The following is a 12,888-nucleotide window of genomic DNA, read 5'->3' as shown; positions in this document are numbered from 1 at the left end:
TTGAAAAATTATAATAATTATCAAAATAGTAAAAGAAAAAGAGTTGGCAAATTATAAAATAGGCCAACTCTTATTATTAAAAACTTATAAACAGCGTATAGTACCTCCGTCAACTCTTATAACCGAGCCGCTGATGTAATCTGAAAAACGGCTGCAAAGATATAAAACAGTCCCTGCGATTTCTTCAGGTTCACCAAATCTTCCTGTATCGTTTGGGATTAGATCCTGAACTGCTCTATATTTGATTTCCTCCATATCAGTTCCCCAATTGAACTTAGGAGCAGCATTTTTAAGCCAGTCTTCAACCATTGGATTAATAATGGCTCCGGGAGAAACCACATTGGATGTTATTCCTGTTTCTTTTAATGATCTTGCTAAAGAAACGGATACATTATGACGGGCTGCCAATGTTGCATTATAATGAGGCTGTTCTTTGATAGGCTGTATACCAAGACCGCCACCGATGTGAATTACGCGTCCCCATCCCAGTTTTTTCATTTGTGGTACAATACGTTGAATCATCCGAACATAAGAAACTACATTCGTATTATAAATATCCAGCCAATCGTCTGCGGTGGCTTCTCCCCATGATTTGTGAGAGGTAGCTCCAGCGTTATTTACAAGAATATCTATCTGCCCGGATTTCAGTGCTGCTTCTGCAACCTGATCTGCGCCTTCATCAGTTGAAAGGTCACCAATTGCAACTTCTGCAATTCCTCCTTTTTCTAATATTGAGTTAGCCACTTTCTCGGCACGGTCTTTATCTCGCCCATGAATAATTACAGTAGCTCCTTCATCAGCAAGCATCTTTGCAATGGCTTCTCCAAGTCCTGAACTGGAACCTGTTACTAACGCTCTTTTTCCTTTTAATTGTATGTCCATTGTAATAAAATTTTATGGTTTTTTTATTGATTTGTCTAAATTCTTTTGTTGGGTGCATATCCAAATGCTTTTTTGTAGGCGTATGAAAAATGGGAAAGGTCTTCAAACCCCAATTCCAGATAGACTTCAGACGGTTTTTCTTTCTTATTTTCAATCTGATATTTTGCATCTTCCAATCTATTTCTGATTAGCCATCTGCTCGGGCTTGTATTGAAAAGTTTCTCAAAGTCTCTTTTAAATCCGGAAAGACTTCTTCCAGTAAGAAAGGCAAAGCGTTCGATGCTTACATTATATCGGTAATGGCTATTCATAAATGCTTCAAGGTCAATCTTACCAGGTTCAGCAAAATCAAAAAGTATATTTTTAAATGAAGGATTATTTTCCAATAGTAAGAAGACCAATTCTTGAGTTTTTAGAAGTACGATTCGTTCATCAACCTTGGGTTCTTGTAAATAATGGGTAAGAGATTCAACAAATCCTTTTAATTTATGATCCGGTTGTATAAAGAATGCTTCTCCTTCGGAATATGTCTCTTCCGCAAAAAGCGAGTATTGCTTACTCATTTCTTTTAAAGTTGTCTGATCAATGTGAACAGCTATTGATTTAAAGCCGCCATTATCCGTATTTTTTACATATTTTGACAATTGATTTCGTTTAAAAAATCTAAAGTCTCCCTCTTGAAACGAGTATTTTTTACCGCCCACCCATACATCATGTTTTCCATGAAGGATATAACTGAAAATATGATCTGTAATAAATGCTTCTCCTTCTATATTTTTACCGATATACGTATTTAAAACTAGCTTAGGTGTCCAAGTAGATTTTTCATTCTTGCTTTTTGTTGTATTATTTGTCATTTTATATTGCCTACTGCTTTACAGTATTATTTTTATTGACAAAATTACATTGTTAATCAGATTGTTATGTTTGTTGAGAAGTTCAGAATACTTTGTTAAAAAGTCCAGATCTAATAAGAATTATGTATGATTTTCTTTTTAGAGACAGTTGAGTGTAGTGAGAAGAATGATATGTATTGTAAATAAGAAGGAAGAGAGAAATAAAAATGACGAAAAGATCAGAGGAATTTTGTTGGTGTCTATAGTGATATATTATTATCCGTTAAAGAATAAAGACCTTATTCAAAGCTTCTCATAGCACAAGAAATTGAAATTGGTGATGTGGATTATGGTATTAACTTTCTGTAAATTAAAATATTATATAGATAAAATTAATCAATATTTAGTGATAAAAAAGTTTTTTGAAAAGATATTTTTACTATTTTTAACATAATAAACTAATACATTAATAATGAAAACTCTTCCGATTTTAATATTCTTAAAAACATAATACTCTAGCAAAATTCCCCCCCTTTTAATTTTAATAGACGAGTAAACCTTCATTGATGATTGGCTGTTCTTTCTATGCTTATAAAGTAATTTATAATTGAAGATGTGGTAACAGAATTAAACTTCAAATAAAATCAAACTCAACACAAAATTAAACCAAATCATTTCTATGGAAAAAACACACGTACACTCTCATGGTTGCACACATTGTGCTTGTAACAACCCTGTTTTAGACATTCTTAAAGAAGAGCTTTTTAGTTCAGAAAATTTGGCTAAAATGAAGCCCAGTTCTACACAGTTAACTGATCAACAATCCCAAAATCTAATGATTAGCGGAGGAACCATCCGACCGATGATTGGTGGATCAACAGATACAGTTGAATCTATTGGGATCGCGAATGGAAATGTAGTGGTGACAGGAAAGAAAATTGATGTGGAAGCACATATGATGGAAAATTATCCGGGATATGAAACCAAAGAATTAACCGGAACACAGACTTTACTTCCCGGTTTGATTGAGCCTCATGTTCATATGGTTCCTACTGCGATGATGACTGATTGGCTAGATGTGAGTCCTTTTAATGGACAGGATTTACTTTCTACTTACGATTTGACTTCTGTAGGATCAATTATAAACAATAACTTACCTAAAATTCCTGGTTATGTAGTTTTAGGAAGAGGGCTGGATCCGTCATTGATGCCTTTTGTTAGAAATACAGATGGTACAAAAGAATTACAAACGATTACCAATACAGTACTTGATAGTATTAATGCAGACGAATCTATTATTCTGTTAAGCGCTTCAATGCATACGCTTTATTTAAATACGAAGGCGTTAAATCATGTATATAGTCATAGTAAAACAATACAGAGCCAGTATCAATCCGTTGATGATTATATTACGGCAACTAACGGACAGCTACAAGAAAGTCCGGAGATGAAGCCTGCATTGGAGGTGGTAATGGTACAGATCCTTGCGATGAGCGTACATATAAACACATATTTAACGGAACTTTTCCAGTTAGCAAATTCGAGAGGAGTTACATTTATGTATGATGCAGGGCTGAATAAAGGATTTGAAAAGCTTTTGACTAAATATTTTGAAACTCATCCAGAAACAGTGCGAACAGGTGGGGCTTATCTTTGTGGCAGTCAGGAAGATGCTAATAACTTAGGCGCTTATACAGAGCCTGAAAACTATAAACCAGTTTATTATGGGCACGTTAAAGTTGTTTCTGACGGTTCAAACCAAGGATTAACCGGATATCAGAGTACACCATACTTGTGTAATCCTGCTGATAATACAGGGATATTTAATTTTCCACAAACTGGAATTCCTGCAAATACGATTCCACCAAGCTATAATGCACTAATCAATACTGTGGTAGCTGGGAAAGGTTGGCCATTAATGGTTCATGCCAATGGAGATCAGGCGGTAACATTTGCGATAAATGCCTATCAAAGTGCTCTTGCACACTATAAAGGTCCTGAACTTCGTAATCGTATAGAACATTGCTCGCTTCTGACAGCGGATCAGATTACCAATATGCTGCAAATGGGAGTATCACCAAGTTTCTTAATCGGACATGTCGGGTATTGGGGATATGCTTTTAGCGAAGTAATATTCGGTGAGAAAGCACAAATGCTGGATCTTTGTGGTTCATCTTTAGCTGTTGGTATGAGAATCAGTCTTCACAGTGATAATGAAGTAAGCCCTTTGGGACCTTTGAGAATGATGGAGCAGTCAATTACCAGAATAATGGAAGAGAATAGAGCAGGTATTAAAGTTTTAAACAGTGATGAGTGTCTTACCCCTGAACAAGCTTTGATTGCCGTTACCTATGATGCTGCATGGCAATGTTATGCAGATCAGTGGGTGGGTTCATTAAATGTAGGTCACTTTGCAGATTTCGTGATATTGGATCAGGATCCTCTTTCCTTAACGACTCAGGCTTCACAGTATATGAAAATGCGAAATATCCCGGTATTGGAAACCTGGTTAGGCGGTGTACTTGTATATGTTGGAGAGAAGAATTTAGAATTAGAAACAGTATAATCCCCATAAGATGTATTAATAATATCCCTTGTATTTATAACAAGGGATATTTTTTATGTGTTAATTTAGACTAATTTTGTAAATAAGAAATTAGTCTTTTTACTCATTGTATATGGCCAGTAATTCCCGCTCAAAATCTGTTGATCCCATCTCACTTTTTACTTTTGAAGAGCTACTTCAGGAAGTAGAATTCGATTTAAGAATAAAAGAGTTTGTTGTCATGGAGATTGAAACAGCCAATCACAGTGTAGAGCTGAACAAACCTTTTCGTTCCGACTATTTTGCTGTTTTTATGATCCAGAAAGGGAATATTGGTTTCAGAATCGAAGATAAAAGCTACGAAGCAGAAAAAGGGGATATTATCTTTTCTCCCATCGCAGAAACAGTTTGTATAGAAAAAGTATCGGATGATTATAAAGCGAAGTACATTTTCTTTTCTTTAGATTTCATTATGGAAGCCGGCTTCAATTATAAGTCGAATGATGTCCTTAAAAGTCTTTCTTCAGACCCTACCAACATTATTCGAAACGAACCCGATCTTTACCGGAGAATGAATTTTCATCTCGATGAGTTGAAAGTTCTGAATGACACCGAAAAAGACAATTATTACTTCAATGAAATGATTTGGCATCATTTCTCGTTAGTTATTTACGAGATCGATAATCATTTTAAAAAAACAGACCGACCGAATTCTGTTACGTATCGCGAAGATGAAATCACCACAAGTTTTTTTATCCTCGTTCGCAAGCATTTTAAAGAGCAGCACAATGTACAGTTTTACGCCGATCAGCTTTTTATCAGCCGAAAATATCTCACGAAAGTTATTAATAAGACGATGCACAAGTCTCCCCGAGATATTATTCATCAGGTTTTGGCAGTAGAAGCAAGAATTTTACTTCGAAATACCAATTCCAATGTAAACGAAGTGGCTACACAGTTGAAATTTTCCGATCAGGCATCGTTTAGCAAGTTCTTTAAAAAACATTCCGGAAAATCTCCGTTAGATTATAAAAAAGATGATTTATATTAAAAGATAAAGATATCTGATTGATGTCTTTTATCTAAATTTTTAACGTTTTTCACTTTGACTTAGGAAGCGAAAGCGTTAAGAAAATGGATTTTATGAACGTTAAAAAAATTCTACTGTTTGAGTGTGACACAAATATCAAATTGAAAAACAAATATTATATTCGCACGAGTTTTAGAATTTTTAGAGAATAAAAACCATTTTTAGCTTGAACTTCCCGTCTTGAATTTTTGTTTCTTTTGTTTTTAAGACAAAAGAAAAATATTTGATATAAAAATCATAACCATCCAAATTGTAAATATATGATATTTCTCATGATTTCTGAAAAATAGGCGTCATTTTGACAAATTTAGGTGTTTTTCGAGTATTTCTGTAGAACTTTTTTCAAACGAATTTTGCCTCGTAAAATTTTAAGGAAAAGTGTTATGCAGAGATTTTCTATTCAGAAATCGATTATACTTGGAGTAACCTTATTGGTGCTTACTGGGTGTAAAAAAGATAATCCAAATCAAGCTTATCAGCAGCAGGCTCCGGAACTTCCGGTAGAAATAGTGAAGCAGGGAGATGCTTCTGTTTCAAGAGAATATGCTGCTTCTATAGAAGGCGTTTCGAATGTTGAAATCCGTCCGCAGGTTACAGGATATTTAAGCAAAATTTTCGTGGACGAAGGAGATTTCGTGACAGCGGGACAGGCATTGTTCAAAATTGAGGATCGTGTTTTTCAGGAACAATTAAAAAGTGCTCAGGCAGCACTGATTACGGCACAAGCAAATCTTTCAACGTCTAAAATAGATTTAGACCGAAAAAAGGAATTATTCAGAAATAAAATGGTTTCGGATATTCAAGTGAAGGAAGCAGAAGCGGCTTATAATGCGGCAAGAGGAGCGGTAAGCCAGTCAATGTCTACGATTGAATCGACGAAGATCAATCTTAATTTCTCAACGATAAAAGCTCCGGTGAGCGGATATATTGGGAGATTCAATTATCGTCTGGGAAGTTTGATGACGCCTTCAAATCAGGAAGCAATTACATTATTGTCGGATATTCATGATGTTTATATCTATTTCAGCATGAGTGAAAATGATTTCAATAATTTCCAGAGACAAACGGAAGGAAGCAGCATCAACGAGATCATTAAAAATACGCCGATGGTTTCTCTATTGCTTTCAGGCGGTGAAAAGTACGAGGAAAAAGGGAAGATTGATGCGGTTGAAGGGCAGTTTAACAAAACAACGGGTTCTATCACATTAAGAGCAAAATTCTCCAATCCTAAAAACCTTTTAAGAAGCGGAAATACAGGAAAAATTGTATTAGATCAGTTCTATAGCAACGTTATTTTATTGCCGATCGCTTCTACAAGAACCATTCAGGATAAAACGTTTGTATTCACCATTAAAGACGGAAAAGCGGCCATGCTTCCGATTGAAGTGAGCGGAAAGGCAGGAGATAATTTCATCATATCAAAAGGGTTGAAAGGTGGAGATCAATACATTGTTACTGGCTTCGACAGACTACAGCCGGGAACTCCAGTAGTTGCACAAAAGAAAGCGGCCCAACCGAAAAAATCGTAAGAAAAAATCATGTTAAAGAAAATTATAAAAAGACCCGTACTGGCGACGGTTATCTCCGTATTGCTTGTTATTTTGGGTATCGTCGGAATGGTAAGTCTGCCGATTACGAAATTTCCGGATATCGCACCGCCTACCGTCATGGTAACGGCAGCTTATCCCGGAGCCAATGCAGAAACGATTGCAAGATCGGTTGCACCACCATTGGAAAATGCGATCAATGGGGTAGAAAATATGGATTATATTACCTCTACGGCGAGTAACGACGGTTCATTATCCATTACTGTTATTTTTAAACTGGGGACAGATCCAGATCAGGCAGCAATCAACGTTCAGAATAGAGTAGCTCAGGTAACCAACCAGCTTCCTTCTGAGGTGGTTCAGGCGGGAATTACCACAGTGAAAAGACAGAACAGTATGATTGCCATGGTTTCCTTAACGAGTAAAGATGGTACAATGGACGATCTTTTCCTTGAAAACTATGCGAAAATTAACATCGTTCCGGAATTAAAAAGAGTAAAAGGAGTAGGAGATGCGATGGTGTACGGAAATAAGGATTATTCAATGAGAGTTTGGCTGGATCCGAATAAACTGACTTCCTATAATTTAACACCTTCCGATGTTTCAAGAGCGATCCAGTCTCAAAACTTAGAAGCAGCACCTGGAAGATTCGGGGAAAGGAGTAAAGAAGCGATGGAATATGTCCTTCGTTACAAAGGGAAATTTACAGAACCTGAACAATATGAAAATATTACAATCAAAGCATTAAGTGATGGTTCTGTTTTAAAATTAAAAGATGTTGCGAAAGTAGAATTTGGAGCATACAGTTATACCGTAGCTTCGAAATATAATAAGAAAGCATCTGTAACGATGGCGATCTTCCAGATGGCGGGATCGAATGCCAATGAAGTGCAGATTGCCCTTCAGCAAAGAATGAAAGAATTGGAGAAATCTTTTCCACAAGGAATGGCTTACGAGATTCCGTATGCTACTAAAGATGCCTTAGACCAATCAATAGAGCAGGTAATTCACACGTTGATTGAGGCGTTTATCCTTGTATTTATCGTGGTATATATCTTCTTACAAGATTTCCGTTCAACACTGATTCCGGCGATTGCGGTTCCGGTTTCCATTGTGGGAACGTTCTTCTTTATGAAAATTTTCGGGTTCTCAATCAATATATTGACGTTATTTGCCCTTGTACTGGCCATTGGTATTGTGGTGGATGACGCCATTGTCGTCGTGGAAGCGGTTCATGCTAAAATGGAACACAAAAAGCTGAACCCGAGAGCCGCGACCATGTCGGCGATGAGTGAGATCACGGGAGCGATTGTTTCGATTACCTTAATTATGTCTGCCGTATTCGTTCCGGTAGCGTTTATGAGTGGCTCGACAGGATTGTTTTATCAGCAGTTTGCTTTAACGTTAGCGATTGCTATTGTGATTTCAGCAATTAATGCATTGACCTTAAGCCCTGCTTTGTGTGCGATTTTCTTAAAACAACACCATGCAGGTTCTCATGAAAAAATGAATTTCAAAGACCGTTTCTTTGCCGTATTTAATGCGAGTTTCAACAAACTGACATTCCGTTACGGAAAAGCTGTTTTATTTTTATTAAAAAGAAAGTGGATTGCATTAATCATTGTTTTGGTATTCGGTGGACTATTTGCTTGGATGTCTATGACTACACCAAAAGGATTTATTCCAGATGAAGATCAGAGTTTTATCATTGTAACCGCAAATCTGGCTCCGGGAGCTTCTAAAGACAGAACGTCGAAAGTGGTTTCGGATACGGAAGATAAATTGATGAAAAATCCTGCAGTTGATAAAGTGATTTCTGTAGATGGATTAAACCTTTTCAGTGGTTCGATGTCTTCTTCGGCAGCTTCTATTTTCGTTAAACTGAAAAATGGTAAAGAAAGAGGTCAGGTAAGCAATATCAACGATATTATCGGTCAGGTTCAGGGAATGCTTTCTCAGGATAAAAGAGCAAATTTCTTGGTAATCAATACACCAACCGTTGATGGTTTCGGGAATACCAGCGGAATGGAATTGGTGCTACAGGACAGAACAAACGGTGAACTTCAGAATTTAGGAAATATCTCTTACGGAATGATGGGTGCTTTAATGCAGAGACCTGAAGTTGCAGTGGCATTTACAACTTTTGATGTTTCTTACCCTCAGTTTGAGGTTGTCGTTGATGAAGTAAAAGTGGCGCAACTTGGCGTAAGTGTTTCCGATGTTTTGGGTGTAATGCAGGGCTATTATGGAAGTATTCAGTCTTCGGATTTTAACAGATTCGGGAAATATTACAGAGTTTTGGTACAATCTACTCCGGAAACCAGACAGGATAAAGAATCTTTGAACGGAATTTTTGTGAAAAACAGTTCTGGCGAAATGGTTCCAGTGAATACTTTGGTGAGTTTGAGACAAGTAACCGGTGCAGAAGTGGTTGACCGTTTCAACTTATTCAACTCCTCGAATTTAACGGTAATGCCGGCTCCTGGATTCAGTACGGGACAAGCAATGGCGGCGATTGAAGAAGTGAGCAAGCAGGTTCTTCCTCCTGGATATACGTATGATTACAAAGGAATGAGCCGTGAGGAAGCGGGTTCAAGCTCGCAGTCGGTGATGATCTTCGGATTATGTATCGTGTTTGTATTCTTCCTTTTATCTGCACAATATGAAAGTTATATTCTTCCTTTTGCTGTATTGATCGCAATTCCGGTTGGTTTATCAGGGGTATTTGTGGGAATTACATTTGCAGAATTATCCAACAATATTTATGTGCAGATCGCTTTGGTGATGTTGATTGGTCTATTGGCGAAAAACGGGATCCTTATCGTAGAATTTGCCATCCAGAGACGTAGAGCAGGAAAAAGTTTGATTGCTTCGGCAGTAGAAGGAGCAAAAGCACGTTTTCGTCCGATTTTGATGACTTCATTAGCATTCATAACAGGTTTGGTTCCATTGGTTTTCGTGGTAGGACCTTCCGCCATGGGTAACCTTTCCATCGGTTATGCTGCGATTTCGGGAATGTTATTCGGAACGATCTTAGGAGTTTTCGTGGTTCCTGTTCTGTTTGTGGTGTTTCAAGCATTACATGAGAAAATCAATGGTAGAGTAGTAACAGAAGCCGATTGGGAATATTAATTCAAATGATTTTTAAAATGAATTCAATTAAAAATATAGCATATATCGCATTGATTTCGGGAACGGCTATTGCCTGTAAAGTTCAGAAATATGAACAGCCCGAAGTGAAAATGCCTGAAGCCTTCAGAAGCGACAGTATCGTAGCTGATCACAATGAAAATATTGCAAAAATCAGTTATAAAGACTTTTTCAAAGATCCTGTTTTGGTAAGTTTGATTGATAAAGCAATGGCTCAGAATAATGATCTACAGGTTGCTTTAAAACAGATCGAATTTGCTTCATTAGCATATAATCAAAGTAAATGGGGAAATGTTCCGACGGTGAGCGCAACTATTGCCAATGCAAGTATCAACCGACCTTCTGATAACAGTATGAATGGGGTAATGGCAGGACAGTTTCTAGGAAGCAAATACACACAAGATTATACAACTTCCATTAATATTTCGTGGGAAGCTGATATTTGGGGTAAAATTAAAGGCAGAAAAGAACAGGCTTTAGCAGATTATCTGAAAACTCAGGAAGCAGCAAAAGCGGTTAAGACACAATTGGTTGCTACGGTTGTTCAAGGATATTATAATTTGTTGATGCTTGATACGCAATTGGAAATTACGAAATCAAACCTGACCTATTCCGATAATACCTTAAAGTTTTTAGCCAAACAACAAGAATTAGGTTTAACCACAGCTTTAGCTGTTCAGCAGCAGGAAATTGTAAAAGATCAGATCTTAAAATCAATTCCGGCGATTGAAAGCTCAATTACGACTCAGGAAAATGCTTTAAGTATTTTAACAGGTTCCATGCCTGATAAAATTGAAAGAAGTGCAAGTTTAAATAATGTTCAATCACCCGATAATATTGCAACTGGAATTCCTTCCGAATTGTTAAGTTACAGACCCGATATTAAAAGCGCTGAATTAGATGTGAAAAGAAGTATTTCTTCTATCAATGTAGCGAAAGGAAATATGTATCCGTCTTTCAATATCACGGCTCAAGGTGGTTTGAATGCTTTTAAGGCAAGTAATTGGTTTAATATTCCGGGTTCGCTTTTCGGTTCTGTGGTTGGAACTTTAGCACAACCAATCTTGAACGGAAAGCAATTGAAAACGCAATATGAACAGTCAAAAATTGTGTCAGAACAAGCTGAAATCAACTTTAAACAATCGGTTTTAAAAGCTGTGGGTGAAGTTTCAGATGCTTTGGTGCAGATTCAAAAATTAGAAGAACAGCAGAAGATTGCGGAAGGTTTAGTAAAAAAATCTAATGAAGCGGTTCATAAAGCGGATGTTTTATTTAAATACAATTCAGCGACTTATGTTGAGGTGATTTTAGCTCAAACCAATAAACTGCAAACCGAACTAGATCTGGCTTCTCTGAAAACTCAGCGATTAAATGCGATAACAACCCTTTACCGTTCAGTTGGTGGAGGATGGCAATAGAGTAAAATGAAACCTGTTACGTTTTAGAATGTAACAGGTTTTTAACCCCAATTAATATGGAGAATACAAATGTTAGAGATGGAATCATTTTGATTCCCGATTTCAGCGGATTTACTGAATTTGTGTTCAATACCAAGCTTTATACCGGAGAATATATTGTAAGACAACTCCTTTCTATTTTGATTGATGTGAACAATAGATATTTTGATATTTCTGAAATCGAGGGCGATGCGATTCTTTTTTATAAATACGATCAAAACCCGTCCTATCAAAAAGTTTCTAAGATCCTTCGGATGATGAGGAGCGCTTTTAACATGAAAATTCTGGAGCTGAACGAAATGTTGAATACCACCATTGAATTGTCATTAAAATTCGTTGTACACTATGGAAAGTTTTCACAATACAATATTGGAAGTTTCAAGAAATTATATGGAAAGCCAGTGATAGAGGCTCATCAAATGCTGAAGAATAATCTTGCAAAACAGCCTTCTTATGCCTTGTTTAGCAACTCGTTCTTAGAGAGAATAGAAAGTGTAGAAATAAGTGAGTATATGCAGCTTTCTGACGTTGGTGGCATTGAGTATTTTTTAAATTGAAAAACGTATGAATTCCGAATTTATTCTGAAAAGTCTTGAAGCTTCAAAGATTCACTCTGACGGAAAAGGCATTTTTTAATGCGTTTTCCGTTTTATATTGATTGCAGATTTTTAAAAGTATGACTTCAAATGGTTCTAATTGTTTTGTATGAATAAATTTGTATAGTATAAAAAGGCTATTAATAACAAAGTCAATGAATTTTTGTTATTTATTTTAACAATTTTTAATAAGTTAATGATTTGCTGTCCTTTTGAAGATTACTTACCTTTGTCACTAACATGAAAGGGAGGTTTCACCAATATTTATACAGCTTGCTGTTTGTATTACTTACCGTATTAGGTTTGTATTATGGGCAAATGCAGCAGTATATTTCTACCGATATTTCCCCTGATTTCCAATTTACAACAGATATTCTCACAAAGCAGGACAACAGTGCAGAAGAGTTTACTGTATTTGCTAAAGAGTACGGAAAAGATGATTTATACAGTATTGAGCACCCTCGTTATAATAAAATCCGTGCTAATCTTTCCGAAAACGATACCGAAAATGATGAAAATGTAGAAACTTCTGCTTCTTCAGAATTGCTCATGCTTTTCAGAGAAGGTTTCTGGCATTTGATCTCGGATTATGTCACTGTATTTCATGACAGGAAAATTGCTGTCTCACTTTCTCATTCTAGACTTTTAAAAACTCTTACAGATGATCTGTACATCCAGTACAGGGTCATCCGACTGTGATTTTATAATACTTTTTCCGAAAAACTATAAGGTTTTCATGATTCGTTCTGAAAACCGGTAACTCTATTTTTCAATTTTAAAATATT

General features: G+C 36.4%; 9 protein-coding genes. 7 read left to right on the top strand and 2 right to left on the bottom strand.

Annotated features, from left to right (window positions below; genetic code table 11):
- Window positions 1–84 precede the first annotated feature (84 nt).
- Window positions 85–882 (bottom strand): SDR family NAD(P)-dependent oxidoreductase, encoded by a 798-nt coding sequence (locus tag RM51_RS04765; protein ID WP_039365677.1) that lies wholly within the window; start codon window positions 880–882, stop codon window positions 85–87.
- 35 nt (window positions 883–917) lie between these two features.
- The gene (locus tag RM51_RS04760; protein ID WP_052248402.1) at window positions 918–1,739 is read right to left on the bottom strand and encodes a helix-turn-helix domain-containing protein; all 822 of its coding nucleotides are present in this window, start codon (window positions 1,737–1,739) and stop codon (window positions 918–920) included.
- Window positions 1,740–2,397: 658 nt separating this feature from the next.
- On the opposite strand from RM51_RS04760, the gene RM51_RS04755 reads away from it, so the two are divergent.
- From RM51_RS04755 to RM51_RS04725, 7 genes are all read left to right on the top strand, one after another.
- A complete protein-coding gene (locus RM51_RS04755) occupies window positions 2,398–4,284 on the top strand; it encodes an amidohydrolase (RefSeq protein ID WP_039365674.1) in 1,887 nt (628 codons plus the stop codon).
- A 112-nt stretch (window positions 4,285–4,396) separates the two neighbouring features.
- Window positions 4,397–5,314: a helix-turn-helix domain-containing protein gene (locus RM51_RS04750; RefSeq protein WP_039365671.1), complete on the top strand. Its 918-nt coding sequence runs from the start codon at window positions 4,397–4,399 to the stop codon at window positions 5,312–5,314.
- A 422-nt stretch (window positions 5,315–5,736) separates the two neighbouring features.
- Window positions 5,737–6,882, top strand: coding sequence for an efflux RND transporter periplasmic adaptor subunit (locus tag RM51_RS04745; protein WP_039365669.1), 1,146 nt, complete (start codon window positions 5,737–5,739; stop codon window positions 6,880–6,882).
- A 9-nt stretch (window positions 6,883–6,891) separates the two neighbouring features.
- Window positions 6,892–10,032, top strand: a complete 3,141-nt coding sequence (locus RM51_RS04740; RefSeq protein WP_039365663.1) for an efflux RND transporter permease subunit — start codon at window positions 6,892–6,894, stop codon at window positions 10,030–10,032.
- A gap of 17 nt (window positions 10,033–10,049) precedes the next feature.
- On the top strand, window positions 10,050–11,468 hold the full coding sequence (locus RM51_RS04735) for an efflux transporter outer membrane subunit (RefSeq protein WP_039365661.1): 1,419 nt from the start codon (window positions 10,050–10,052) through the stop codon (window positions 11,466–11,468).
- A 56-nt stretch (window positions 11,469–11,524) separates the two neighbouring features.
- Entirely contained in the window at window positions 11,525–12,064 is a 540-nt protein-coding gene (locus tag RM51_RS04730) for a DUF2652 domain-containing protein (RefSeq protein ID WP_039365659.1), read from the top strand.
- A gap of 279 nt (window positions 12,065–12,343) precedes the next feature.
- Window positions 12,344–12,802 (top strand): hypothetical protein, encoded by a 459-nt coding sequence (locus RM51_RS04725; protein ID WP_131667045.1) that lies wholly within the window; start codon window positions 12,344–12,346, stop codon window positions 12,800–12,802.
- Window positions 12,803–12,888: the final 86 nt, after the last annotated feature.

Source organism: Chryseobacterium taiwanense, assembly GCF_000813825.1.
Taxonomy (GTDB): Bacteria; Bacteroidota; Bacteroidia; order Flavobacteriales; family Weeksellaceae; genus Chryseobacterium; species Chryseobacterium taiwanense.
The sequence above is the reverse complement of the archived record's forward strand: the minus strand, read 5'-3'. Positions and strand labels throughout refer to the sequence as shown.